This is a genomic window from Aequorivita iocasae (assembly GCF_016757735.1).
Lineage (GTDB): Bacteria > Bacteroidota > Bacteroidia > Flavobacteriales > Flavobacteriaceae > Aequorivita > Aequorivita iocasae.
Genome location: NZ_CP068439.1, coordinates 91,426 through 117,342, shown reverse-complemented (window position 1 = coordinate 117,342; position 25,917 = coordinate 91,426). Strand labels below are relative to the sequence as shown.

Below are 25,917 nucleotides of genomic sequence, written 5' to 3'. Positions count from 1 at the left end.
ATGAACATAGCCATCTTCACACCCAATAAAAATCCCTATTCCGAAACCTTTATTCAGGCGCATAAGAACTATTTAAAAGGGAAGATTTTTTATTATTACGGAACAAGAAATATTCAATTGGAGGGTACTTCCCATTTATCCACGCCTTGGGAACGAAGGTTTTTAAATTTTACAAGAAGATTGTTAAAAAAACAGCAATCGTTTGTCAGGGACACTGTTATTATAAACTCCCTAAACAAAAACAAAATAGACGTAGTACTTGCCGAGTACGGAACACACGCAGATTACATACTTCCTTTAATAAAAAAAGCAGGTGTCCCGATGGTGGTGCATTTCCATGGTTTTGATGCTAGCAGAATGGATGTAACTGAAAAGCACAATAATTATACGGAGGTTTTTCAATACGCATCTAAGGTAATCGCCGTTTCAAAAAAAATGGAACAGATGCTTTTGGATTTGGGCTGTCCACAGGAAAAATTAGTGTATAATGTTTACGGTCCACAACCAGAGTTTATTAAAGTTAAGCCAATGTTTACTAAAAAACAGTTTGTAGGTATTGGGAGATTTACCGATAAAAAAGCGCCTTATTATACCATACTCGCCTTTAAGAAATCGATTGAGAATCACCCTGATGCAAAATTGATTATGGCTGGTGATGGACAATTGTTAAATACCTGTAAAAATTTGGTTAAACATCTTGGCATTGAAGCCCAAGTGGAATTTCCGGGGGTTATTACCCCTGAAAGGTATAGAGAACTTTTATCGGAGTCGTTAGGTTTTGTACAGCACTCCATAACCGCAGAAAATGGTGATATGGAAGGCACTCCTTTGGCAGTTTTGGAAGCTAGTGCAGCGGGATTGCCAGTTATTTCAACATATCACGCTGGCATTCCTGATGTGATTATAGATCGTAAAACGGGTTTACTTTGTAATGAGCATGATGTGGATAGTATGGCGGCATATATGATTTCGCTGTTGGATAATCATTCTTTTGCTAAAGAATTGGGTACTGCTGGAAAAATGAATATTCAGGATAACTTTAGTATGGAACGTCATATTTCAGCACTCCAAAACGTGCTGGAAGCATGTTTAAGGTAATAATTTTAAGACAAGACAAAAATTTAACATCAAAATTTTTCTCCTTAAGGGAATCCTTGTAATTTTATAACACGTTTTCGATTAGCTAGAACTCTTCGGGAATTTGAATTACTCAAACAGCTCAAAATGAAGCAAGTGGTGCTATCCGTCGCGAATTTTTGAGCTTTTTTTATGGCTATTTGTCCCGCCCGGTTTTAAACCTTTTGTTGATAAATTGTCCGTAAACTAGATTCCACCAGCACCTGCAAGAAAGTTTATTAATCCAAGAAAAAAGATATTTAGTATAAAATATGGGATTGATAGGGAGGGGTCTAAACCAAGCGGTCAACTTTTAAAATAGCTAAGGGATTTTTATGAATAGCCTATCAGTTCTCCCAACTTGCTAAGCGATTTTGTAACATAGAGCGGTTTATTTTTATTGAAATACAAGCAAAAAAAAACCCGGACAGCTAGAACTATCCGGGAATTTGAATTAAACAAACTTCGGGTGCTATCCGTCTATCAGTTTGTATTCTAGGGTGGCTAGCGTTTTGCGTAGCCTTTTGCCCGGTCTAAAATTAAGGTGGGCACTTCTTACAGCAGCAGTACTTACATCTGCAGCCGCATCCAGTCCTTCCGAACGTACGCCCACTTGAAAGCGGCCCAGTACGCCCATATCCACAATGCGGCCTTGGCTAAGCTCGTCGGCTACATTGTGCATCATGGCAAGCAAGACTGCATAGCAGTCGCTTTCGCGCACGGTACATTGGTTGGACACTAAATACGCCAACCGTTCCAGGCTGACTTCGCCCGTAGCAATGGCATGGGCATAAAACTTGGCAGGCGCATTCACGTCCTGCGGGTTCCCTCTCGGGATGGCCTTGATGTTTATCATGGCTTTTATAGAATTAATGGCGCCCTTTTATTCAGGCGGTCCTTGGGACTATTCCTGCGGACATTGCTAATTTAAGAAGATTATTTATTGTTTTATCTAACATATATTTTTCAGTTGTTAACAATATATTGTTAATGCATTGAATGTCAGAATATTTATAAAGTTATTAACAATAAAAAGTTGAGAAATAGTAAATGTCAACCGATTAATTTTTAGTCTATATCACATAAATTATTGACATCTTTATATTTTTAGCCCCTGACTATGAAAAAATACTGTCTAAAACAAACAAATTAATTAGAAAAAGAGCGACCTTAATCAGGCAAGCTCAAATTCATATCAGACAACCCACAACCGAGAACCGACAACCGAGAACTGAGAACCGAAATCAAACAACCCAAATCTTTTCCTTAAATTAGCAGACCAAACAGACCCCCGTGAAGGAGCAACCATTAGTTTCCATAATAATCCCAACCTACAATCGCGCCCACCTTATTGGCGAGACCTTGGATTCGGTTTTGGCACAGACGTATCAAAATTGGGAGTGTGTTATAGTTGATGATGGCTCTACTGATAATATTGAAAATGTAATTGAAGATTATTCTTATGGAGATAATCGCTTTAGATACTATCCCCGTCCAGCAGAACATCTTCCCGGAGGAAATGGGGCTCGTAATTTTGGACTAAAAAAGGCTGAAGGTGATTACATTATTTTTTTTGACAGTGACGATCTAATGACTCCAAACCACCTGACTGTAAAGATAAATGCCCTACTTAATTCAACCTGCGATTATGTAATTGCGAAAACTAAGTTTTTTGATTCCTTAGATCCATGGGCAGAGCGTATGTATGATGGTGTAAGGAAAGGAATAACTGCAGAGGGTTTTATAATGCAACAACAAAGTTGGCTTACCCCAGATGCTTGTATTAAAATCGAACTTGCAAAATCAGTTTGTTTTAAAGAAGATATAACATCTGGACAAGAATTCAATTATTTTTCAAAATTGGTTTTAAAATCCATTAATGCAATTTTTATTGAGGAATACGTAACGCTTAGAAGAGTTCATGAGGATTCCATCCGTGCTACCCTACCTAGTAGGGATTCCGTGATGGTAAGTGCCTATACCTCCTGTTGGCTAACGTATGAGGATATAAAAAAGGAAGCAAGTTCACAAATAAGAAAAGGACTCCTAATGCGCTGTGTTGAGATACGTTATAAATGCCCAAAATCAGAATTTTCATACACATCTGCGTTGGCAAAGGCTATTTTTAAGGAGTTTGGAGCCTGGCCCGGTATCAGTTTTCTTTGCATGAAATTTTTTAATAGAAATTTTGGCAAAGGATATTATTTTAGGAGGGTTCTAGCAAAAGCAAATGAAAAAGAGGGCATAACCGCTGTTAATTAATATGGAATCCAATTCCCTTATATCTGTAATAATCCCAACCTATAATAGGGCCCATGTGCTCGATGCTACCTTAAAATCCATTGAAAACCAAACCTATCGGTTATGGGAATGCATTGTTGTAGATGATGGAAGTACAGACGGAACCGCAAGCCTTGTAAATAGCTTTTTGCAACGTGACCCAAGATTTCAATATATCCATAGACCGACTAGTAGGCCTAAAGGCCCTAGTGCGTGTAGAAACTATGGATATGAACATAGTAAAGGAGAGTATATACAGTGGTTTGATAGTGATGATTTGATGCACCCTGAAAAACTTAAAGTAAAACTGGAGTTTGCTTTAAAGAAAGAAGCAGAGGTTATTATTGACGACCATTCGGAAAGTGATATTTTCCAAGCTCCCCAAATTATAAATACGGAATGTTTTACTTCAGCGGAATTTTATATTGATTTTATCCTTGGGAAAAAACCGGTAATTACCAATGATGTGATGCTTAAAAGAGCAATTATAAATGAGGAGCGGTTTGATGAGCATTTATGGAAAGGGGAGGAATTTGAATTTTTTGGAAGGATATTTCAACAAAAACTTACCTATTGTTTTTTAGATGTTGCGCTAACTTGTTATCGTATTTCGCCAGACTCTATTTCAATATCGCCAAAGCAGTCAGAATCATTAATTTATCTTTCAAAGATATTACAGAAAAGACATTTTGAAAATCCACTTATTGTAGCAAAAGCAAAAAGGCAGGGAAGAAAAACCTATAAAACCTTAATAAAAGCAAATAAGCTTAATTGGATTTTAAGTGATTTTAAATTCTTTAAGGAATGTTACCATAAATCTACAATGGTATTTATGCTTTACATTGCGTACAATACAATAACCAAAAGAGGATTTGATAAAATGAAACCGAAGAATGATGGGTAAAATAATAATGATAGTTCCATATTTGGGCAAATGGCCATTTTGGATTGATGCCTATTTAGTTACCATTGCCAAGAATCCCACAATTAATTGGTTGTTTATAACCGATTGTAAAATACCTATTGAATACCCAGAAAATGCAAGTTTTATAAAAACTACTCAAGAAGAATTTAATAGAAAAATAGATACATTTTTTAAAACTACAATTCCACTTGCCCCTAGAAAAATATGCGATTTGCGGCCTGCTTTTGGAGATTTATTTTCGGAGTATTTAATGGATTGTGATTTTTGGGGCTATTGTGATATGGATATTGTTTGGGGCAATATTCGGGCTTTTATAACTCAAGATGACTTAAAAAAATATGATATTATTTCAAGTAGAATAAACAATACTTCGGGGCACTTTACTATTTTCAAAAATAATTGTGAAGTAAACTCACTTTATAAGTCTATTCCGGAATTCAAAGACAAACTTGCTATGGTTAAGCTGCAACGTATGGATGAGGATGTTTTTACCGATTTTTTATGGAATAAATTAGATTCAGAATCTAGCTTAAGGATAAAATGGGACACTATTCTCTGCAACCAAGAAAACGATCGCGACTCCCACCAAGAATACTATCTTGACAAATGGCTTTGGAAGGATGGCAAAATGTTGGAGTTTAAAAACGGAAAACCTGTTAATGAAGTAATGTATCTTCATTTTATCAATTGGAAACGGACAATGAGGTTTAGCGAGATAAAATATCACGACAATCCACATAAGTTTTATATAAGCTATTCAGGGATGCATTATAAAGCGCACTCAAGAATGACCATTGCATTAAATGGATTAAAGAATTTATTTGATGGGTATTATATGAGATTAAACAAAAAAAAAATTAATAAAAAATTAAGCAAGTTAAAAAGAAAAATAATTAAACGGTTTTAATGTATGTTCGGAATTTTAAGAACCTTATTGGCCATTAATGTAGTATTGCTTCACATTTTTAATGTGCCCACTTTGGGCAATTATTCTGTTTCTTTCTTTTTTCTGCTTTCGGGTTTTTTGATGACATTGATAATGCATGAAACGTATGGCTATTCTTTTAAAGGGTTTAATTTTTTTTGGCTTAATAGAATTCTAAGATTATACCCTACATATTTAATTATTTTAGTTGTTACTATTATAGCTATAATTATTTTCCCTCAGCTAATTAGACATCCCGATTTATTCATGCCAAAGGGAGGAATAGAATGGATTGCCAATATTACAATGATATATCCAAATGTTGTACCACATAGAATAGAACCCAGATTAGTGCCACCTTCATGGGCCTTAACTAATGAACTATTCTTTTATTGTTTAATTTCTTTTGGAATTTCAAAAACTTTTAAAAGAACTTTTATTTGGTTAACACTAAGTGTTTTATATTTTATTGGCACATATTATTTTTATAATATAGCGACTTATAGATACAGTGCAATTTTTGCATCTAGTCTGCCTTTTGCTATGGGGGCTTCTCTTTATTGGATAACTAAAACAAGAACTTTAATAAATGTAAGGCTTTTTACTATACTTTTAGTTTATATTTTATTTGTTTTAAATGCCTTATTTGGCCATAGATATGGTTTTTTTTTAAAAGAACTTGCTATCTACTTTAATATGCTTATAGCTTTTGTTTTGGTCTATCTATTATATACTTTTAAGATAAATCAAAGGATTAAAAAAATTGATTCTTATTTAGGTTATTATAGCTATCCCATTTATTTATCTCATTACTTGATTGCGATTTTTTATTCGGGGATCATAGGATATGGATTAATTGAAGGAAGTTTTAAATTAAAAATGACGGCAATAATTCCATATTCCTTAGTATTATTACTTTTCTGTTTTTTTATTGTACACCTTATTGATAAAAATATTGACGCTTATAAACGAAAATTAAAAAAGCAGGAGCTTAAAAAATAATAATGATTTTCTTTTTACATATTCCAAAAACAGCTGGCACTACTTTTTACGATGTAGTAAAAAATAATCACGTACAATTATTGAAACCAAAAATAGATGAATCGCCTGTAAATTATTTAAACACTAATCTTGTGTATAATAATACAGCTATACGTTTGCCCGGGGGGTACAACTCGGCACCTCAAACACTTCGAATTATTGAAAAACTTTCCTCTGGTGTTTTAAAGAAAATTGCATTTATTGGTGGGCATGTAGGTTATGGTTTTCATGAAAACTACAGTGAAGAAATCCAATATATTTCATTTGTTAGACATCCAAGAGAACGATTGTTTTCAGATTACAAAGAACATTGTAAAAAAGGCAGATATTTTTATGAAGATTTGCGTGAAAATAATTTTGAATTCAATGCATACTTAAAACAAGTTAAAAAGGATGGTTTAGATAATATCCTTACCAGACAATTGGCAGGGCCATTTGATTTTTTTTTAAACGAAAGAAGACCTACTGATAAAGCATTATTAGAACGCGCAAAAGAAAATTGTAATTCTATTCTTTTTTTTGAATTGGAACATTTTGATGAAGCATTACTTTATATGAAAAAACAATATGGTTGGAAAAATATAAATTATCGAATAAGAAATCAGTCAAGTATAATTAATACAGATTTTGAAATTGATGAGAACCTTTTAAACAACATGATTAAATATGATTTAGAACTTTATTCTGCAATTAAGACTAGAAGGTTTAAGCGAAAATCTTTTATAGATAGATTTTTTGGTGATAAAAGCCATTTAATATGAAACCTAAAAAAATCTCCATACTTCATCCCTTCTCTGCGAAAGCCGTAGGTTTAAGTGAACAAGATCTTTTTTATTCACATAGTAAGCCTCATGAAAAGGCATTGCTAAAGTTGCAGGGAGAAGGCTACGAAGTTACCATGGATTACTTTACAGGGAGTGTTTTTCCTTTTTCCAAAAAAATAAATGGAATGACCAAAAGGTTTTGGCCTATATCCAAACCTGTTCTCAAAAAACGCCACGCTTGGCGCAAGCAGCATTCCTTTTTTCATTATTGGAACGCTTTTTTTAACACCCCTGATTTAACCATCATCAATATGTCTGGCCATGGCAGTGCCTATTGCTTTAAGCTAGCAGACATGTTAGTAAAGAAACAAAAACCATATGTGACTATGTTGGGAGGAATTCACATTTCTGATGACCTTACGGCCAAAAAATACTATCAAAAAGCACATCATTTAATAGTTCACACAGAAATCCAAAAGAGAGCATTGTTACAAAACAGTGTTTTTAAAGACCTAAATATTCGTGTAATGCCCTTGGGGATTGATACTGCTGTTTTTATTCCAAAAGAAAAGCCATCCAGTACTATTGAGTTGCTTTTTGTAGGCCGCATATCGCGCTTGAAACAAATAGAGCTTTGTCTAAATGCACTACACTATCTTTTAGAGAAGCAAGATAAGCCTGTGAATCTGACTATTGTGGGACCTATAAGTGATGAAACTTATTTTTCTGAATTAAAACAATTGGCAATTAAATTGCAAATTGTAGAACACTTAAAGTTCATAGGAAGTGTTGAACAGGTAAAATTAATTCCTTATTACCAAAAAGCCAATCTTTTATTATTGCCCAGTACTCATGAGTCCTTTGGGATGGTAATGGTAGAGGCAATGGCCTGTGGGACTCCCGTGGCAGCCATTAAAGGGTCGGGAGGCCCAGATGAGATTGTTGAGAATGGAGTTAATGGTATATTAACCACTAAAGATACGTATGCAGCTAAGGTCTTGGATTTTGTACAGTCGGAAGCACTTGCTTTTCGCTTAAGCGAAAATGCAAGGTTGGTAGTGGAACAAAAATGGAGCCTTTCCCAAACGGAAAATGCTTTAAGTAATTCTATAAATATGATATCTAAAAGTGAAAACTAAGAAAACCAATTCTGTTAAGGAAGTAAAATGGTTTGTTCCTCTTGAACTTAACCACTCAAGTTATATTTATACTTCTATTATAGAATATTGTAGATTAGAAAAAATAAACTTCAAAATAGCCTCTAAAAACTTAAATTATAAAGGTAGGGTCTCCATTGAGAATGATATTGAAAAATCATCTAACCACGTTAATACAAAAATTAATTGGGTACAGATTAAGTTTTATAATGGAGCAAAAAAAAATATTGCTTTTGATTTGAATGACAACCCCAATCATTTTGGAGCGTATGCACTAAAAAATGCAGATATTTATTATAAGAGGTGTTTTCAAGAATCTATAATAAAATTTCTTTCTACTGAACATATCTCTAAAATAAAACCAATGGGTTTGCCCTTTATGGTAAGACCCAATAAACTTAGAAATAAAAATAAATTGAAGTTCTTATTCTATAAGTTTAAGGCCTATGAAATTTTCAAATTTGATAGTTTACTTTTTAAAAGGGGGAAGCTTTATAAAACAAAGGCAGTTCTTAATTTCAAGGGTTTTTTGAATACTCGAAAAATATCGGATTTTAAAAATTTTGAATCTATTGTCTCTGAAAATATTTTTTATCAAAAACGTTTATTTGATGATACAGTTACTCAAGATACCAAAAAAGTAAACCAACAAAGGGTGAGTGTTATCAAAGTATTGAAGAGTAACTTTCCAAATCACTTTTATGGCGGTCTTCAAAGAAATAAATTGTCAGAGCTTGAATATCCAGAATTAATATCAAATGTGGCAGGAGATCAACATTCTTTTTTAAAAGCAATGAAAAAATGTGGCATATGCATTTATACTAAAGGATTGATGGATTCCCCGGGGTGGACCTTACCAGAATATTTATCTCAAGGAAAATGTATTGTAGCTGAAAAATTGACCAATGAAATACCCTATCCATTAATTAATGAAGTGCATTTGGTTTACTTTTCAAATGAGGAAGAACTTATTGAGATTTGTAAAGAGTTACTTGCTGATAATAAGAAAAGAGATTTTTTAGGAAATAACGCACGTCAGTATTACGAAAAATATATTACGCCTTCAATTTTTTTCTATAACCTTTTAAATACTGATTTTGAATAAATTTTTGATCCATCATCGCTCTCAACATCACGCTAGTAATTCTGGCTATGGCAGATTGATGGATTATTTGGACGCTGAGGTTATTTACGGCTCTACCAAATTTCCATATCGCCTTGCTAAAATTTTTGCGGGATTTCAAACTCAAGCCAAGGGCAATTATACTACGGGAAGTACCTTAAAAGCGATTGAACTGTACAAACAACTTAAAGAAAACAAAGGACAAAATAACGTAGTCCACTTTTTAAATGGAGAAAGGGATATACGTCATTTAGGGTTTTTTAAAAGAAGCTTTCCCAACACAAGGTTTTGTGCCTCCTTTCACAAACCGCCAGAGATCTTAAAGCAAACCATCCCCAATCCGGCAGCTTTACAAAAATTGGATGCTGCCATTGCCGTAGGTATAAATCAAGTGGATTTTTTAAAGGATTGGTTGCAGATTGATGATATAGCGTATATACCACACGGAGTAGATACACAATTTTTTGTCCCGGATATTTATAATAAGAAAAGGAATACCTTATTATTCGTGGGGCAGCATTTGCGTGATTTTGAGACTTTTAATAAAACGGTTCCAACGCTTGCCGAGAAAGTAAAGGATTTAAAAGTAAATGTAGTTATACATCCGGCTTATAAAGATAAAATACTTCCCCATAGCTGTGTAAATATTTTGACGGGTGTAAAAGATGAACAGTTGCGCCTGCTTTACCAAGAGGCATCATTGCTATACTTACCTATGTTGGATAGTACTGCCTGTAATTCCCTATTGGAAGCCATGGCTTGCGGTCTTCCCATTATTACCAGTAAGGTAGGAGGGAATGAAATCTATTTGAAGGACACTTCAAATGTTTTATGTGAAAGTGGAAATGTTGGGAAATTTATTGATGAAACTGTAGCATTATTACAAGTTGAGTCACGTTTGGAAGCAATAGGTAAGACTTCCCGAAAAAAAGCGTTAGAGCTCGAATGGTCAAATATAGCAAAGGATGTGCAAGGGTTTTATAAAAAACTAAATTGAAAAATGGGATGTCTAAATCTTTAAAAATAATAATCTTCGATGGTAGTTTTAAAACCACCCCATTTATCAATCGTCTGGTAAAGGGACTGGTTTTAAAGCATGAGGTTTTTATTTTGGGGTTCAACGAAAAACTGGCAACGCCCATTGCTGGGGTACACTATGTCTCCTTGGGAAGTAACCAAAACAAATTCAATTTTGTAATTACAACTTTAAAGTTGCGGTTGCTTTCTGGAAATTTGAAGAATATCATTTCCGCTTTTAAGAAACTATTGAAAGGGAAAAAACAAGAATTGCAACAAGAGAATCTAAACCTAGTACTACATAAAATAAATCCTGATATTATTCATTTACAATGGCCCTCCGTAATTCCGTGGTTTGAAGAAGTTCTTATGGAACAAAAAATACCGGTTGTTTTGAGCCAACGCGGATTTCATAGCAACGTCCGTCCTTTTGTTGATGAAGCAAATTTTGAATATTTAAATAAATGGTATCCCAAAATAGCTGGCTTTCATTCCGTTTCCAAAGCCATTGCAGCCAATGGCAATAGAATTTGGAACGCTCCAAAGAAGATAGATCATATCATTTACACAGGACTCAATTTGGATGAAATTCCATTTTCAAAAAACTATAATCGTTCCAATCCATTAAAAATACTCTCTATTGGTAGGGCGCATTGGATTAAGGGCTATGATTATGCCTTACAGAGCTGTAAAATTTTGCTGGAGAAAGGTGTTCCATTCCAATATACCATTATTGGCGGTGCAGGCGATGAGGAGCTACAGTTTTTAGTGGACAATCTTGGGTTAAAGAATTATGTGTACTTGGAAAAACAAAAGCCGCAATCGGAAGTATTCAGCCTAATGCAGGAAACTTCGCTGCTTTTGATGCCCAGTTTGGAAGAGGGTATCCCGAATGTGGTGGTGGAGGCTATGGCTATTGGCTTGCCGGTTATTAGTACCAATTGTGGAGGGGTAGTGGATTTGATTTCAACAGAAAAAGAAGGATGGATTGTTCCCATCCGCGAACCACAGGCTATGGCAGAAGCAATTGAAGCTTTTGTAAATCTACCATTACTAAAGATTGAAGAAGTACGATTGGCTGCTCGGAAGAAAGTGGAACAACAGCATAATGAGGAACAAATGGTTAAAGGGATGGAGGAGTTGTATTATGAATTACGAAGTTAAAAGTTTGAAGTACGAGGTAGGATATTGAACTTTTATTTAATTTGTATTTTTAAAAATCATAAGTACTTTTTCTAATAGCAATGGAAAATTCTTTACTTAAAAGGACACGCCAATATGCAATTGATGTGTGGAAGTTTTGTGAAAAAATTCCAAAGACGAGAGAATATAATGCATATATTAATCAACTTATTAGGTGCTCAAGTTCAGTTGGCGCTAATTATCGTGTATCGCAAAGAGCAAAATCTACCGCGGATTTTTTAAATAAATTAAAAATTGTTGAAGAAGAAGCAGATGAAACTTTATATTTTTTAGAACTTTTATCCGAAATAAATCCAAGTTTGAAACCTGAAATCACAGATTTGCATAAAGAAGGAACAGAGATTTTATCAATTGTAGTGGCATCTATAAAAACAACTCGTAGGAATCAAAAAGCTAAATGAAACATTCATTATGATTTTTAAAATAAACTCCCATCTTTGTGTTTCGTACGTTGTATTTAAAAATTCTTACTCCCTACTTCATACTTCCAATTTCGTACATTGTACTTCCAGCTTCATACTTCGCATGTTGTATTTCCAACTTCGAACGTTATACTTACAACTTCGTACTTCGTATATTGTACTTCCAACTTCGTACTTCCAACTTCGTACCTCGTAAATGGATATCAAAACCCCAATAATCCCACCCCACCAACAATTCGTAAAGGTAGCTGCTCCCCAAGAGTTGGATCATCAGGCAATTTGCATCTTTGCTGCCACAGGTTTCTTTCTCGATACGGATACCTATTGGAAAAACAAAAAAGTGCTGCCCGCCGCGTCCGAAAATACACTTGATGAAAACGGTTTTTTAATTGAAAGTAAACCGTGGTTCCAATGGCATTATAGCCCACGGGACATAAGCTTTGAAACAGCTTTGGAGGAATTTACCTCGCTTTTTGAACAAATCGTAGGTGAACAAGCAAAGGAAAACAAGGTAATTCTTCCATTATCGGGCGGCTTGGACAGCCGGACACAGGCCGTTGCTCTGGCAAAACTTAAGAAGCCCGTTACAGCGTATAGCTATTCCTTTAAGGGTGGTTATTCAGAAAGTGCAATTGGGAGGGAAATTGCGAAGGTATGTGGCTTTGACTTTAAGGAATTTACAATAGAATCAGGATATTTGTGGCCAAAACTGGAAGATCTGGCCTCCATAAACCAATGTTATTCCGATTTTACCCATCCCCGTCAAATGGCAGTTTTGGAAGAATTCAAAAATATGGAAGGAGTGTTTTCCTTGGGGCATTGGGGCGATGTCTTGTTCAACCGGGGAGCTCCCGAAGGGACAAATGAAGAAGATCTTTTGGAAATTATTATAAAGAAAATTGTAAAAAAAGGAGGGATGGAACTTGCGACCGCCTTATGGCAGGAATGGAATTTGGAAGGCGACTTTGAAAGCTATTTAAGCGAAAGGATTACTGGATTGCTTAAAAAAATTCACATTAAAAACCCAAGTGCTAAACTGCGGGCTTTTAAAAGTCTGTATTGGGCGCCGCGCTGGACCTCAGTCAATCTTTCCGTCTTTGAGGCCGCACACCCAATAACGGTACCCTATTATGACGATAGGATGTGTAAGTTTATTTGTACTGTCCCAGAGGAATATCTGGCAGATAGAAAGCTACAAATAGCTTATATTAAACAACAAAATCCGGCTTTGGCAAAAATTACATGGCAAGATCATAGGCCCTATAATTTATATACATTTGAAAAAAACACCTCTCCAAACAATTTACCATACAGAATAGCGAATAAGTTAAAGCGGGTGCTAAGAAGCAAAATGGGCAAACCGTACATACAGCGCAATTGGGAACTACAATTTTTAGGAATGGAAAATGATGAAAAATTACAGCAATGGCTTTTTGAAGAAAATCTCCACCCTTTTTTATCAAAACCGCTAATTGCACGTTTTTATAATAATTTTAAGGCGGTTGATGCAGTTAAATATTCACATCCTTTGAGTATGTTGCTTACTTTGGCGGTGTGGAAAAGAATTATTGATTAGTATATGAAAGTATCTGTAATACTACCCATTTATAATGGCGAACGTACTTTGGAAGCAACACTAAAGAGTCTGGCCGCACAGACATTTCAGGATTTTGAACTAATAGCTTGCATTGATGGGACCAACGATGGATCGGAAGAAATTTTGAAAAACTTCAACAGTGCCTTTTCAAAAATGACTATTATAAAAAACGAGATTAATCGTGGTTTAGGCCCTACTATGAATCGATTGGTGGCCAACACAATTGGGGAATATGTTGCAATAGCTGAACAGGATGATTATTATTACCCCAACCGTTTGCAATTGCAGGCTGATTTACTTGATGCAAAAAGTGATATTGGTTTGGTTTCGGGAATTGCTGAATTTTGGAATGGAGAAAAAGTGACGTCCCATTTTCCCGGAATTTTGGTACATGGAGAGCAATATCCCGAAGGAAAGGAATTATTCCTTTTAAACTATCGCAATCAAATTAAGGTTGTAAATAGTTGTATTATGTTCAAAAAAGGGGTACATATTGATAACGGTTTGTATTTTACCCAACATTATCCTAGTATAAGTATAGATTGGACGTATATTTTGCGGTTTTCTTTGGTTTCAAAAATTCATGGATTGCATGAGGTTTTGGTGCGTTTGGATAGAAGAACGGAGCGTACCTCAGTAACTTCAAATAAGAAGAAACAATTTGCGGCTACAAGGGAGTTGTTGCGAAGTTTTGCTTATGAGCACCCAGCAATCGTTTCTATGGCGGATTATCAATATGCATATAGAACACAATTATTATTGGAATTAGGACATACTTCCAGGTTTCAATTTGTCGTTAAAGGTTTTTTACTTAGTTTATGGTTTTTTAGGGATAAAAGATTTTTTCAAAAGGTAAAAGGGAAATTATATAATATATTTAAAAAGTGAATTCTTTAAAACAATATATAATTAATATAAAAAATTCTTACACTATAGGGAAAAGGATTAATCACGATCCTTATTTTAAAAAAACAAGTGTTGAAACGCGTATTGAAATTGAAAAAGGTCCAAGGCGGACTGTTGTTATAAATTATCTTCTGTCATTGACACCTGCACAAAATTATTTGGAAATAGGTGTTAGAAATCCCGAAAAAAATTTCAATAGGATAAACTGCAAAAATAAAATTTCTGTAGACCCAGGTATTGAATACGAAGAAAACCCCGTAGATTATAAAATGACTTCAGATGATTTTTTTCGAAAAATTAGAAAAGGAAATATAGAGATAGATAAAAAAATAAAATTTGATATTATTTTTATTGATGGTCTTCATTTAGCAAATCAAGTGGAAAGAGATATCGTAAATTCATTAGATTTCATCTCGAAGACAGGTTTTATAATTCTTCACGATTGCAATCCGCCCTCTCAATTTCATGCGCGAGAATCTTATGATTTTCTGAACTCCCCAGCTAGAAATTTTTGGAATGGTACAACGTGGAAGGCATTTTATAAATTCCGACATGAAAAACTTTTATATTCAATATGTTTCGATACAGATTGGGGGGTTGGGGTAATTTCTAAAACAAAATATGCGGGGTTCAATAATTTAGAGTTACCTATGGGAAACCCATACTTCGAATTTAATTCTCATTTAAAAAACAAGAAATTTTATATGAACCTTCAAAACTTCCATGATTGGAACAAGACATTAAAATAAAAATCCTATACACAATCCCCAACTTCGATACCGCAGGCAGCGGAAAGGTTGTTTATGACCTTATAAATGGATTGGATAAAGGAATATTTGAAGTGGAAGTGGCCTGTTCCAGTAACCGTGGTTCTTTTTTTAAGGAAATTGAAAGCCTTGGCATTCCAATACATATTATTGAAACCACAACAAACTACCGTCCATATAGCACCTTGTTTTCACGTATTAAAACTATCAAAAACTTTTTTCGGAAGAATAAATATGACATCGTCCATTCCTGGCACTGGAGTAGCGATTGGACAGAAACTATTGCGGCGCGGTGGGCTGGGGCAAAATGGATCTATACCAAAAAGGCGATGAGCTGGGGCAATAAGCATTGGAAAATACGCAGTTTCCTCGCAGATTTCATTATTACAATCAATGATGAGATGCGCAGTTATTTTCCGAAGAAGAAAAACCAAACACTTATTCCCCTGGGAATAGATACCGACTTTTATAGTCCCGCAATCTTTCCGGAAAAGAATTGTGAAAATGGAATATTCAAAATAATTACCGTGGCCAATTTGGTGCCCGTCAAAGGCGTTGAGGTTTTGATAAAGACTATCAAAAAGCTTGATGACCCCACTATTAAATTGACGGTATTGGGTGATAATGCTAATGATTATGGCACATACTTGACATCTTTGTGCAAAGAGTTGCATATTAAGCAACAAGTAAACTTTTTGGGAAAAAAGCCAGATGTGCGTCCCTATATTGCGGGATCAGATTTGTACGTGATCCCTACCTTGAACGAAGGCAGAAAAGAAGGCATGCCCATGGCCTTGGTAGAGGCAATGAGTATGGGGATTCCGGTGTTGGGATCTAATATTTCTGGGATTAAATTTGTGTTGAAGGATTTTAAGACCCTACTTTTTCAAGCGGACAGTGAATCAAATTTGGCTAATGAGATTCTTAAGATTAGATCTTTATCTTCTCAGGAAAGAATAAATCTTGGAAATAAGCTGAGAAAATATGTAATTGAAAATTTCAATTATAATATCTTTATTACCGAGCACCAAAGGTTGTATAAACGGATAATAGCCTAAAAAGAAATTCTATGTGCAAAGGAACTATTCTTTCCAACATCTTGCGTTATTCCAAAACATTATTAAAGTGGTGACGACAATGTTTATTAATAGCAACTTAAATTAGGGCAATGAGCAAAATCAAAAGCTTCATATTCGTCTCGGGTACGGGTAGATCAGGTACCCACTTAATTGGAAGAACAATTTCCAGTCATCCAATGATTGAGGGAAGAATTGAGGATTCCTATACCTTTCCGTTATTTACCAGAATAGCCACAACACAGGATTACAATTCGCCAATGGTCAATTACATATTAAAAAAATTACTTTTTTATCGGCTTAAGAAAATAAGCAAAAACCAAGAGCTTCATATACTTGAAAAATCCCATCCATCTCTTTGGTTTGTTGAAGATTTATTGAAAAATTTTTCTAACTCCAAATTTATAGGAGTATATCGAGATATTGAGCCTACGGTAAATAGTATGTTAAACCACAGTGGTGTTTTAAACTGGTATAAAAAATTACCACAAGACAAACCCAACCGATTTTTAGGAATTACCAAGGAAAACATGAAAGAATTTAAAAATTTTTCATTAGAAAAAAAATGCGCTCTAAGGTGGTTTTCCCATATAAATAGGCTTAATGAGGTTCAATTTAAATATCCTGATAACGTACTAGCTGTTAATTATGACGATTTTATTGATGATTCAGAGGTGTGGTTAGAAAAAATAAGTAAATTCCTTCAAATTGACAATATCTTCCATCCTGAGAAATTTAATATTAATTCAAAAGACAAATGGAGAAATAACCTCACTAAGGAAGAATTAGAGGATATATATAAAGTTAAAAGTGAATATACAAAACTTAAAATTGAGCTTTAAAAAAATCTTTGATAATATTAAAAGCTAAGATGCAAATAGGACTTGTTTTGTCAACTACTCCCAGTTATTCTGAAACCTTTTTTCGTTCCAAGATTAAGGGGCTTCGGGAGCAGGGAATGGACGTCCGTTTGTATTGCCAAAGCAAAAAAGACGACTTTAACCATTGTCCCGTAATACTTAGCCCAAAGGTAAGCCGCAATCCGCTGTTGCAATCATGGTATTTTTTAAAGGAATTTGTTTTACTGTTACCACATCTACCCGCCATAATCCGTTATATAAACCTAGAACGGACAGAGGGTACGGAATTTCTTCAGCTTTTAAAAAAAATTTACTTAAACGCCCATCTCCTAAAGGCCAATTTGGACTGGCTTCATTTTGGGTTTGCCACCATGGCACTCGGCAGCGAAACGGTTGCAAAAGCAATAGGAGCAAAAATGGCGGTAAGTTTTCGGGGGTTTGATATTGCAGTCTATCCGGTAAAATATCCCGGCTGTTATACCATACTTTGGGAATATGTTGATAAGATACATACCATATCCAATGATCTACTGGTACTGGCAAAAAAGCACGGGCTGCCAGACGGTATTCCTATTGAAAAAATTACCCCTGCCATTGATGTCAATTTATTTAAACCCAATTCCAAGATTGTGAATGCTGAGGAGTTAGTTTTTGTGACTACCGGTCGCTTGCATTGGAAAAAAGGCTTTGTACAGACTATTGAAGTTTTGGCGATTTTAAAAGCACAAGGCTTGAAGTTTACTTATAAAATTATAGGAGAGGGGCCCGAATACGAACGTATTGCCTTTGCGGCCTATCAATTGGGTTTGAAGAATGAAATTCTGTTTTTGGGGAAACTGCCCCATCATCAAGTAAAGAAAGAATTGGAGAGTACAAGTATATATATCCAATATAGCATACAGGAGGGTTTTTGCAATGCCGTATTAGAGGCCCAGGCCATGGGCAAACTTTGCATAGTAAGTAATGCCGAGGGTCTATCTGAAAACGTCCTGCACGAAAAAACTGGGTGGGTAGTTCCAAAAAACAATCCCCAAGCACTGGCCGAGACAATAAAGAAGGTATTGGGCTTAAGAAGTGACGAAAGAAATACCATTACCCAAATCGCGCAAAAAAGAGTGAGGGAAGAATTCAATATTGAAAAACAGCAAAAGGAATTCTTGGATTTTTATAATTAAGATAAATGTCAGCTTGAGTGTTTTTCATGTGGAAGGGTAGTGGAAAGTAAAAAATGCCTTTGTTGAGCTTGTCGAAACCGGAACCGGTCATTTGCAAATGGTGTTAGCCAAGACAAAAGGGTCTCGATAAAATTTTAACTCGGCTCTCGCCTCCTTAAAATTCACTCGACCTGACTTTCGACCTACTTTTGTCAGTTCGAGTGTTTTTATTTGGAACGATAGTGGAAAATAAAAAATGTATCGAGAACCCTTTATGAGAAAAAATGTCTAATTTTTTCTTAATTTAATTTTATGAAAACCTATTACGTATATATTCTTTCCTGTTCAGACGGTACTTATTACACTGGGGTAACTTCCAATCTGACCCAGCGATTGGAAGACCATCAACACCGAAAACATTTAAACAGTTATACTTCTTCCAGACTGCCCGTAGAACTGGTATTCTATTGCACTTTTACGGAGATAACCATGGCTATATCGACGGAAAAGCAAATCAAAAAATGGTCAAAGGCTAAAAAAGAGGCTCTGATCAATGAAGAATATAATAAATTGCCAAACCTAGCTAAAAAGAAATTCAATAAATAAAGGGTCTCGATACTAATTTGTTTCCCCTGCGGCTCAACAAATTCACTCGACCTGACATACTCCCTAATCAGTTGTTTAACAATTGTCAGTTCGAGTGTTTTTTATTTGGAACGATAGTGGAAAATAAAAAATGTATCGAGAACCCTTTATCTGCAAAAGTTGTTTTTCTCTGCAAACTGGTCTCGATACAAATTTGAGTTCGGCTCCCGCCTCCCTCAAATTCACTCGACCTGACATAAGCCCTATTCAGTGGTTTAAAAGTTGTTAGTTCGAGTGTTTTTTATTTGGAGCGAAAGCGGAAAATAAAAAATGTATCGAGAACCCCTTCCGATTTAAATTATAACTTCCATAAACAGTATATTTACCTACGTGAAACTCTACTACCCAAAATCCCACTACAGCAAAGCCCACCGCGGCCTGCTCTTTCCTTTGCTGAAACCTTTCATCAAAGCAGAAGGGTTTACGGATTCACAACGCATTGTTTCCTATGGGGTTTCCGAAAAGGATTTTGCGTTTACTGAGCATTTGGAAGAAGCGGATGTGGTTATACTCACAATGGCATGGAATTATTACGTAAAGACAATGCAAGAAAACATAGCCATTGCATTGGTAAAGAAGTGTGCCGGTTTAAATAAAAAAGTAATTGCTTTAAACGATGGTGATTTTGGAATTAAAATTCCCTATTTTAAAAATTTGATTGTACTTAGGTTTAGTGGTTATAAAACAAAATATACCGATAATGAATATACATTGCCGGTTTTTATTGAAGATCCATTAAAGAAATATTTTTATACCGAAGAGATAGTTCAAAGACCATATCTTCCAAAACCTGTAATCGGATTTTGTGGGCAGGCAAATCCATCGATTTTAAATGCCGCAAAAGAAATTATCAACACTGGTTTGCGTAATTTTAAAAACTATATTGGAAAATCAAAAAATGAGGTTCAGCAAGTGCTTTCAACTTCATTTCTAAGGGCCTCTGTACTTAATACATTGAAAAAATCGAAAATTGTTGAAGCCAATTTTATATTCCGAAAAAAATACAGAGCTGGAATTATTGCCGAAAAGGATGCCCACCATACAACCCTTGAATTTTACAGCAATATACGTGAATCTGACTATGTAGTCTGTGTAAGGGGGGCAGGCAATTTTTCAGTCCGTTTTTATGAAACACTAGCAATGGGAAGGATACCTGTTTTTATAGATACCGATTGTTCCCTACCGCTTGACGACCTCATTGATTGGAAAAACCATGTGGTTTGGATAGAATATAAAGACCGCGATAAGGTGGCACAAAAAATAAAAGAATTTCACAGCGCCTTATCGCAAACGGAATTAATAAATTTACAACGTGCTAACCGAAAACTTTGGGAGCAAAACTTACGCTTAAAATATTTTTTTAAGATTCTCTTAGATTACATACAAAAGAAAGCTAAATGAATGGATTGATTATATTTCTAAAAAGAGCACACGTAGAAATTGTGGCATTTTATCTGAATATCATTAACAATCGGGAATTTTTATACGCCAAAATAACTAATAGAAAAATCGTTTATTCCCATTACGCACGTGTAAATAATTTTGGGGATATGTTTAATAAGGATCTAATTCGTTCGTTTGGTGCACAATTAATCTTTGTTCCCACCTATAAGAAAAGTGAAGCGGCTTTAACAGGATCTATATTAGGAACCTATTTAAGAGATTTTACAGGTTATGTTTTAGGAGCAGGTTTCATTGTGGACCGATACAACCGAAGAGAGAATAACTGGAAGGTTAAAATCATACGTGGTCCGTTAAGCGCTAAGCAATGTGGGGTTACCGAAAATGTAGTTTTTGCCGATCCGGGTATCTTGGCCTCTCAAATTTATTCAAATTCTGGTTCAAAAAAATATAAGCTAGGAATAATTCCGCATTCCAGAGATGTATCAATTTTTAAGAAGTTACAATTTGATGAAAACATAAAGTTTATTCATCCAAGAAGAAAACCCGCGGCAGTAGCAAAGGATATTACGAATTGTGAACATATCGCTTCCTCTTCTTTGCATGGACTAATATTCGCAGATGCATTCAGGGTGCCTAATATTCATTTAAAATTTAGTGACAATGTAATTGGCGGCTTGCACAAGTTTGAAGATTACTATCAAGGAATGGAAGCTAAAGGAGAACATATAGATTATAAAGCAGGAATGACTGTTAATGAAATAATAAATAATTGTAAGCTTAGATATTCTAAAGACTATTTAATAAAAAAACAAGAAGCGGTTAATTCTATTATAAGCTCCTTCATTCGCAACAAATAATTTTTTCCAGTAATTAAAATGTTATAAATACTATTTATTTGCAATAAGAATCCATGAAAATCCTTTTCTGCTTTACATACAATAAAAGTTTTTTGGCGAATGTTTTTTTGGAATTAGCCAAAAGAATGGTTGAAGAAGGCAATGAGGTTACCGTTTTTTCACTAAAAAAAATAAGAACTGAAAAGAATGTAGGTGCAATTAAAGTAGTAATCGCAAAACAAGGAGGACATTTTGCCAATTACAAAAACCTTTTTAAGATCATTAAAGGGGAAAAACCAGATCTTATAATTTCAAATTTCAACTACGTTTATCCATCTTTGTTAATGGGCCGATTGCTGGGTGTAAAAAAGAATATAGCTTGGTTTCACACAGAAAGTGCACATACCCGTCCCGGTTTCTTTAACTTTATTTTAAAAAAAAATGTTGTAAAACTTGCCAATAAAGTAATCGTAAATTCCTCTCTCTTAAAAAACGACCTCGTGATAAACTTTTTGGTTCCTGAAGCTAAAATAGTTACCGTGCCATTCTATACCAATATAACAAAATTTAAGCCTACACAGAGTATAGAAATAATTGACACGCCAAAATTTAAAATAGGTTGCCCGGGACGTTTGGTAAAAGGCAAAAACCATAAACTTCTTATAGATTCATTGTTTTCCCTTAAGCAGAAATACGGTAGTACCTTTATATTGTACATTGCAGGGTCAGGAGAAAGGGAAAAAAGCTTAAAGGCCTATGTACAGTCCAAGGAAATGGAGGATGAAATTATATTTTTGGGAAATCTAGAAATAGATACACTTCCCACTTTTTATAAAAAGATGGACTTGATCGTATTGCCAAGTTTGCATGAAGCCTTTGGATTTGTTTTTATTGAAGCAATTTGCCTTGATGCTCCAGTACTGGTTTCAAATAGGTTTGGTGCTCTACAGTTTATAAAAAATAAAGAAGGGAACAGTTTTTTTGAATTTAACCCCACCGACCAAAATGAACTCACTTTAAAAATAGAAGAATATTTATGCGGTAAGAAAATACCGTCAAATTATTTTAAAGAATTGTATACTGCTAATTTTGGCAAGGAAAAAACCTACCAGGCCTTTAAGCAGGTATTGCAATAAACTATGCTATTCACATTCCTAAAATATTTGCAGCCTACTCATTATTTCCAGCTTTATCGCAGGGATGGCAGCTCCATATTTCCAATTGTGGAGTTATTACCGCAGGAAGTTATCACTCAGCTAAAAGCAGAAACTAAATTTTCCAGCAAAAGCGCTCGAACATACGATCTTTCCTGGCAGGCAATTCAAAAAGGGTATATTGGCGATATTGAGACCTATACTAATTTTAAAAAAGTGCCAGTTATTGATGAGTACCGTTTCTTGCGAAAGTACTTTCATAAAGTTTGGGTGCTGTATGTACTTTTATTGCGTATTGGTAGTTTTCACAATCCGATTAGGGAGCTATCTGCCTGGAAAAAAAGCAGTGATGTGAAAAGAAGCGATTATTTGAAAAATCCAATAGCCTATCAGGATTGGACGCAGTATCAATCATCCTTGCTTTCCCAAAATCCAATGGTAAGCGTTATGATACCCACATTAAATCGCTATGAGTATCTAAAGGATGTGCTCGAAGATTTGGAAAAGCAATATTATAAAAATTTTGAAGTAATAATTGTAGACCAATCCAATCCTTTTCAGGAAGAATTTTATAAGGGCTTTCATCTGGACCTTCGAGTGGTCCAGCAATCTGAGCGTGCGCTTTGGCTTGCAAGAAACCGTGCCATTGAACTATCAAAAGGGGAATACATTCTACTTTTTGATGATGACAGTCGGGTAGAACCTGATTGGATTACAAATCACCTTAAATGTCTCGATTTTTTTAATGCCGACATTTCCGCAGGGGTATCTATTTCTGCCGTAGGAGCACAAGTACCCCAAAACTATTCTTTCTTTAGAATTTCGGACCAATTGGATACGGGAAATGTACTGTTGAAAAAACAAATTTTCCGTACTATCGGACTTTTTGATAGACAGTATGAAAAACAACGTATGGGCGATGGCGAATTTGGACTGAGATGTTATTTGAATGGCTATAAAAATATTTCAAACCCCTATGCCGAGAGGCTGCATTTAAAAGTTGGCTCTGGAGGCTTGCGTGAAATGGGAAGTTGGGATGGGTATAGACCAAAAAAGTGGTTTGGGGCACGGCCGGTCCCAAGTGTATTATATCAATTTCGTAAATATTATGGAGGAAAAAGGGCAATTTTGGCCTTGCTCAAGTTTGTACCACCTTCGGTTATACCTTACCAATTTAAAAAAAGCAAACTGGGCATGGTGATGGGTTTTATTTTTTCAATAATCATTGCTCCAGTAATAGTATTCCAAATTATAAAATCCTGGAATTTAGCAACAGATAAATTAAAGGAAGGGGCCCTAATAAAAAATCTGGATTGATGAAAGTACTGCAAGTTATCGATAAATTGGACGTGGGCGGTGCTGAAAGGGTTGCTGTCAACCTGTGCTCTCTATTATTTGAAAATAAGATTGAGGTAAGTTTTTTGAATCTTTTACAGCCTGCAAAATTAGATGAAGAACTTATCCAAAAGGGCATTAAGGTGCAATATTTAAATAGAAGAAATAAATACAATCCTATTTATTTATTGAAAATGTTGTTTTTATTAAACCGCTACACCATAGTCCACGTGCATTCGCGCCACGTATTGCGATATGTCGGAATAACATTCTTTCTCCCAAAATTTTTTAGAAATTTTAAGGTTGTATTTCATGATCATTATGGCGAAATAGATAACGATAATTCAATTTCACCGTATTTGAAAAAATGTATAAATAACTGCGATGCCTACATAGGAGTTAGCCCATCATTAGTTCATTGGGCAAGAGAAAATAAGCTCAACAACAAAATTTTTCTTCTTGAAAATATTGTCAGGGAAAATAGGTTTTTCAAAAAAATAGCTACGGAGAGTAAGATTGTAGCAGTTGGTAATTTTAGGAAGCAGAAAAATTATGAGTTTTTGTTAGCTGTTTTGAAAAATCTGCCCGAGCATATACAAATTGATTTATATGGAGTAGTGGTAGATAATAAATACTACAATGACTTTAGGGCTTTGACAAAATCATTAGGAATAACCCATAGAATTCACATTATTACCTCTGAAAAAAGTGTAGCTGAAATATTGCCTAATTATAGTCTGGCAATTCACTGTGCCGCATCGGAAACAGGACCATTGGCAGCAATCGAGTTTATGAGCAAAGGGTTGCCACTCATTATGTTCAATACTGGGTCGGTGGCAAAAGTACTGAAGGAAAATGGATATGGTTTTATAATGGATATATTTGATGAAAGAGAATGGACTATGAAAGTAAATGAGATTTTAAATAATCCATCCCTTCAGTCAAATTTGGCAACACAACTAAAAATGATACATCAGAATTTTTTTTCTGAAAAAACCTATTTTGAGAAATGCCTGAAAATATACCAAGTCATATAAAACTCTTAGTAGTATCAGATACGGGTATGTTCCAAAAGAACGGAAATACGTATGCATTCGGTCCTGTGGTAAAGGAGTTGGGTGAGCTTAATTTTTTTAATAACATTATTTGGATCGGTTTTAATAAAAAACAATTGGCTGGCAACAAATCTTTTCTTGAAATAACAGATGAACGTATCCATACTATTGGACTTCAAAATACCGGAGGCAAAACAGTAGTTTCTAAATTCTTTATTATCCTTAATTATCCAGTATATTTTTTGAGAATATTTCGCGAAATTTTTAAATCTAAATATATACACGTTCGTGCTCCATCAAACCCCGCGGTTGCTGCCATGATTGTCTCATATTTTTTTCCCAAAAAACAATTTTGGTTTAAATATGCGGGCGACTGGCAGGGCAATGCCCCTTTTTTCTATAACATCCAGCGTAAGTGGTTAAAAAACTTAGGAAAAAATTCAAAGGTAACTGTTAATGGTGCCTGGATTAATCAGCCTAAAAACATACTTAGTTTTGAAAATCCTTGTTTGGACTCATTGGACAGATTAAAAGGAAAATCATTTATTGATTCTAAAAACATAAAGGATAAAATAGATTATTGTTTTGTAGGCGGATTGAACGAAAACAAAGGTTGTATGTTACTCTTGGAAGCGCTTAAAAACATGAACCTTCCTGCAAATTTTGGTAGTTTGCATATAGTGGGGGATGGTCATCTAAAACAGGAATTGGAGTTATTGGCAAAAAAGCTATCAATAGAGGTACTATTTTATGGTTCCTTGCCAAAGCAAAAGGTGGTAAGTATTTATGAAAAATGCCATTTTTTGGTGCTTCCTTCTAAAAGTGAGGGATTTCCAAAGGTATTGGGTGAGGCAATGAATTTTGGGTGTATTCCTATCGTTTCTAACATCTCATGCATCAACCAATATGTGCAGGACGAAAAAAACGGAATTTTAATAAATGCTATAAGCATTAGTGGAATTGTTAATTCAATAAATAAGAGCTTTGAGGTTACAGAAGACGATTTCACAAATATCACAAAATATAATTATAAGATCGCCAAACGTTTTACATATCAAAACTATAACAATCGGGTTTTTTCGGAAATCTATAGCTAAATTAAATGTAAACATATATAATTATTAAACTGCTAGCCCTTAAAAACATAAAACCCCT

General features: G+C 34.8%; 25 protein-coding genes. 24 read left to right on the top strand and 1 reads right to left on the bottom strand.

Translation table 11 applies throughout. From position 1 onward, the window contains the following. Positions 1 to 1,098 carry a glycosyltransferase family 4 protein gene (locus JK629_RS00550; RefSeq protein WP_202336667.1) on the top strand — a complete coding sequence of 366 codons (1,098 nt, stop codon included), beginning with the start codon at positions 1 to 3 and terminating at the stop codon, positions 1,096 to 1,098. 490 nt (positions 1,099 to 1,588) lie between these two features. Here the strand turns inward: JK629_RS00550 and JK629_RS00545 are convergent, their stop codons facing one another. Then, a complete protein-coding gene (locus JK629_RS00545; protein ID WP_202336665.1) occupies positions 1,589 to 1,972 on the bottom strand; it encodes an HU family DNA-binding protein in 384 nt (127 codons plus the stop codon). Between the two features lie 437 nt (positions 1,973 to 2,409). On the opposite strand from JK629_RS00545, the gene JK629_RS00540 reads away from it, so the two are divergent. From JK629_RS00540 to JK629_RS00430, 23 genes are all read left to right on the top strand, one after another. After that, the gene (locus JK629_RS00540) at positions 2,410 to 3,378 is read left to right on the top strand and encodes a glycosyltransferase family 2 protein (protein ID WP_202336664.1); all 969 of its coding nucleotides are present in this window, start codon (positions 2,410 to 2,412) and stop codon (positions 3,376 to 3,378) included. A 1-nt stretch (position 3,379) separates the two neighbouring features. Beyond that, positions 3,380 to 4,300, top strand: a complete 921-nt coding sequence (locus JK629_RS00535; RefSeq protein WP_202336663.1) for a glycosyltransferase family 2 protein — start codon at positions 3,380 to 3,382, stop codon at positions 4,298 to 4,300. Next, a complete protein-coding gene (locus JK629_RS00530; protein ID WP_202336662.1) occupies positions 4,290 to 5,228 on the top strand; it encodes a DUF6625 family protein in 939 nt (312 codons plus the stop codon). The genes JK629_RS00535 and JK629_RS00530 overlap by 11 nt, the downstream gene beginning before the upstream one ends. A 3-nt stretch (positions 5,229 to 5,231) precedes the next feature. Continuing rightward, positions 5,232 to 6,248, top strand: a complete 1,017-nt coding sequence (locus JK629_RS00525) for an acyltransferase family protein (RefSeq protein ID WP_202336660.1) — start codon at positions 5,232 to 5,234, stop codon at positions 6,246 to 6,248. A 2-nt stretch (positions 6,249 to 6,250) separates the two neighbouring features. Then, positions 6,251 to 7,048: a sulfotransferase family 2 domain-containing protein gene (locus JK629_RS00520; RefSeq protein ID WP_202336659.1), complete on the top strand. Its 798-nt coding sequence runs from the start codon at positions 6,251 to 6,253 to the stop codon at positions 7,046 to 7,048. Beyond that, the gene (locus JK629_RS00515) at positions 7,045 to 8,190 is read left to right on the top strand and encodes a glycosyltransferase (RefSeq protein ID WP_202336657.1); all 1,146 of its coding nucleotides are present in this window, start codon (positions 7,045 to 7,047) and stop codon (positions 8,188 to 8,190) included. Before JK629_RS00520 ends, JK629_RS00515 begins: the two co-directional genes overlap by 4 nt. Then, a complete protein-coding gene (locus JK629_RS00510; protein ID WP_202336655.1) occupies positions 8,180 to 9,313 on the top strand; it encodes a glycosyltransferase in 1,134 nt (377 codons plus the stop codon). The genes JK629_RS00515 and JK629_RS00510 overlap by 11 nt, the downstream gene beginning before the upstream one ends. Beyond that, positions 9,306 to 10,328, top strand: a complete 1,023-nt coding sequence (locus JK629_RS00505) for a glycosyltransferase family 4 protein (RefSeq protein WP_202336654.1) — start codon at positions 9,306 to 9,308, stop codon at positions 10,326 to 10,328. Before JK629_RS00510 ends, JK629_RS00505 begins: the two co-directional genes overlap by 8 nt. A gap of 8 nt (positions 10,329 to 10,336) precedes the next feature. Beyond that, the gene (locus tag JK629_RS00500) at positions 10,337 to 11,512 is read left to right on the top strand and encodes a glycosyltransferase family 4 protein (RefSeq protein WP_202336652.1); all 1,176 of its coding nucleotides are present in this window, start codon (positions 10,337 to 10,339) and stop codon (positions 11,510 to 11,512) included. Positions 11,513 to 11,592: 80 nt separating this feature from the next. After that, positions 11,593 to 11,952 (top strand): four helix bundle protein, encoded by a 360-nt coding sequence (locus tag JK629_RS00495; protein WP_202336650.1) that lies wholly within the window; start codon positions 11,593 to 11,595, stop codon positions 11,950 to 11,952. A 217-nt stretch (positions 11,953 to 12,169) separates the two neighbouring features. Further along, on the top strand, positions 12,170 to 13,549 hold the full coding sequence (locus tag JK629_RS00490) for an asparagine synthase-related protein (RefSeq protein WP_202336649.1): 1,380 nt from the start codon (positions 12,170 to 12,172) through the stop codon (positions 13,547 to 13,549). A 3-nt stretch (positions 13,550 to 13,552) separates the two neighbouring features. Further along, the gene (locus tag JK629_RS00485; RefSeq protein ID WP_202336648.1) at positions 13,553 to 14,458 is read left to right on the top strand and encodes a glycosyltransferase family 2 protein; all 906 of its coding nucleotides are present in this window, start codon (positions 13,553 to 13,555) and stop codon (positions 14,456 to 14,458) included. Next, entirely contained in the window at positions 14,455 to 15,225 is a 771-nt protein-coding gene (locus JK629_RS00480; RefSeq protein ID WP_202336647.1) for a class I SAM-dependent methyltransferase, read from the top strand. The genes JK629_RS00485 and JK629_RS00480 overlap by 4 nt, the downstream gene beginning before the upstream one ends. Beyond that, a complete protein-coding gene (locus JK629_RS00475; RefSeq protein ID WP_202336646.1) occupies positions 15,204 to 16,301 on the top strand; it encodes a glycosyltransferase family 4 protein in 1,098 nt (365 codons plus the stop codon). The genes JK629_RS00480 and JK629_RS00475 overlap by 22 nt, the downstream gene beginning before the upstream one ends. 110 nt (positions 16,302 to 16,411) lie before the next feature. Further along, on the top strand, positions 16,412 to 17,161 hold the full coding sequence (locus JK629_RS00470) for a sulfotransferase family protein (RefSeq protein WP_202336645.1): 750 nt from the start codon (positions 16,412 to 16,414) through the stop codon (positions 17,159 to 17,161). Between the two features lie 29 nt (positions 17,162 to 17,190). Next, positions 17,191 to 18,354 carry a glycosyltransferase family 4 protein gene (locus JK629_RS00465; protein ID WP_202336644.1) on the top strand — a complete coding sequence of 388 codons (1,164 nt, stop codon included), beginning with the start codon at positions 17,191 to 17,193 and terminating at the stop codon, positions 18,352 to 18,354. Between the two features lie 291 nt (positions 18,355 to 18,645). Then, positions 18,646 to 18,939 (top strand): GIY-YIG nuclease family protein, encoded by a 294-nt coding sequence (locus JK629_RS00460; RefSeq protein WP_202336642.1) that lies wholly within the window; start codon positions 18,646 to 18,648, stop codon positions 18,937 to 18,939. A 369-nt stretch (positions 18,940 to 19,308) separates the two neighbouring features. Beyond that, complete coding sequence (locus tag JK629_RS00455; protein ID WP_202336640.1) at positions 19,309 to 20,379, top strand: exostosin domain-containing protein; 1,071 nt, start codon at positions 19,309 to 19,311, stop codon at positions 20,377 to 20,379. After that, positions 20,376 to 21,239, top strand: a complete 864-nt coding sequence (locus JK629_RS00450) for a polysaccharide pyruvyl transferase family protein (protein WP_202336638.1) — start codon at positions 20,376 to 20,378, stop codon at positions 21,237 to 21,239. The genes JK629_RS00455 and JK629_RS00450 overlap by 4 nt, the downstream gene beginning before the upstream one ends. A 53-nt stretch (positions 21,240 to 21,292) precedes the next feature. Continuing rightward, entirely contained in the window at positions 21,293 to 22,354 is a 1,062-nt protein-coding gene (locus JK629_RS00445; RefSeq protein WP_202336636.1) for a glycosyltransferase family 4 protein, read from the top strand. Positions 22,355 to 22,357: 3 nt separating this feature from the next. After that, a complete protein-coding gene (locus JK629_RS00440; RefSeq protein ID WP_202336635.1) occupies positions 22,358 to 23,689 on the top strand; it encodes a glycosyltransferase family 2 protein in 1,332 nt (443 codons plus the stop codon). Beyond that, positions 23,689 to 24,744 carry a glycosyltransferase family 4 protein gene (locus JK629_RS00435; protein WP_202336633.1) on the top strand — a complete coding sequence of 352 codons (1,056 nt, stop codon included), beginning with the start codon at positions 23,689 to 23,691 and terminating at the stop codon, positions 24,742 to 24,744. Before JK629_RS00440 ends, JK629_RS00435 begins: the two co-directional genes overlap by 1 nt. Then, on the top strand, positions 24,717 to 25,859 hold the full coding sequence (locus JK629_RS00430) for a glycosyltransferase (RefSeq protein WP_202336631.1): 1,143 nt from the start codon (positions 24,717 to 24,719) through the stop codon (positions 25,857 to 25,859). Before JK629_RS00435 ends, JK629_RS00430 begins: the two co-directional genes overlap by 28 nt. Positions 25,860 to 25,917 lie beyond the last annotated feature (58 nt).

Excerpts from the sequence above, each read along its gene's own strand:
- JK629_RS00445 (WP_202336636.1), top strand. The coding sequence starts at position 21,293 with ATGAAAATCCTTTTCTGCTTTACATACAATAAAAGTTTTTTGGCGAAT.
- JK629_RS00545 (WP_202336665.1), bottom strand. The coding sequence starts at position 1,972 with ATGATAAACATCAAGGCCATCCCGAGAGGGAACCCGCAGGACGTGAAT.
- JK629_RS00520 (WP_202336659.1), top strand. The coding sequence starts at position 6,251 with ATGATTTTCTTTTTACATATTCCAAAAACAGCTGGCACTACTTTTTAC.
- JK629_RS00470 (WP_202336645.1), top strand. The coding sequence starts at position 16,412 with ATGAGCAAAATCAAAAGCTTCATATTCGTCTCGGGTACGGGTAGATCA.
- JK629_RS00535 (WP_202336663.1), top strand. The coding sequence starts at position 3,380 with ATGGAATCCAATTCCCTTATATCTGTAATAATCCCAACCTATAATAGG.
- JK629_RS00450 (WP_202336638.1), top strand. The coding sequence starts at position 20,376 with ATGAATGGATTGATTATATTTCTAAAAAGAGCACACGTAGAAATTGTG.
- JK629_RS00530 (WP_202336662.1), top strand. The coding sequence starts at position 4,290 with ATGATGGGTAAAATAATAATGATAGTTCCATATTTGGGCAAATGGCCA.
- JK629_RS00495 (WP_202336650.1), top strand. The coding sequence starts at position 11,593 with ATGGAAAATTCTTTACTTAAAAGGACACGCCAATATGCAATTGATGTG.
- JK629_RS00490 (WP_202336649.1), top strand. The coding sequence starts at position 12,170 with ATGGATATCAAAACCCCAATAATCCCACCCCACCAACAATTCGTAAAG.
- JK629_RS00525 (WP_202336660.1), top strand. The coding sequence starts at position 5,232 with ATGTTCGGAATTTTAAGAACCTTATTGGCCATTAATGTAGTATTGCTT.
- JK629_RS00460 (WP_202336642.1), top strand. The coding sequence starts at position 18,646 with ATGAAAACCTATTACGTATATATTCTTTCCTGTTCAGACGGTACTTAT.
- JK629_RS00515 (WP_202336657.1), top strand. The coding sequence starts at position 7,045 with ATGAAACCTAAAAAAATCTCCATACTTCATCCCTTCTCTGCGAAAGCC.
- JK629_RS00435 (WP_202336633.1), top strand. The coding sequence starts at position 23,689 with ATGAAAGTACTGCAAGTTATCGATAAATTGGACGTGGGCGGTGCTGAA.
- JK629_RS00465 (WP_202336644.1), top strand. The coding sequence starts at position 17,191 with ATGCAAATAGGACTTGTTTTGTCAACTACTCCCAGTTATTCTGAAACC.
- JK629_RS00485 (WP_202336648.1), top strand. The coding sequence starts at position 13,553 with ATGAAAGTATCTGTAATACTACCCATTTATAATGGCGAACGTACTTTG.
- JK629_RS00430 (WP_202336631.1), top strand. The coding sequence starts at position 24,717 with ATGCCTGAAAATATACCAAGTCATATAAAACTCTTAGTAGTATCAGAT.
- JK629_RS00440 (WP_202336635.1), top strand. The coding sequence starts at position 22,358 with ATGCTATTCACATTCCTAAAATATTTGCAGCCTACTCATTATTTCCAG.
- JK629_RS00550 (WP_202336667.1), top strand. The coding sequence starts at position 1 with ATGAACATAGCCATCTTCACACCCAATAAAAATCCCTATTCCGAAACC.
- JK629_RS00500 (WP_202336652.1), top strand. The coding sequence starts at position 10,337 with ATGTCTAAATCTTTAAAAATAATAATCTTCGATGGTAGTTTTAAAACC.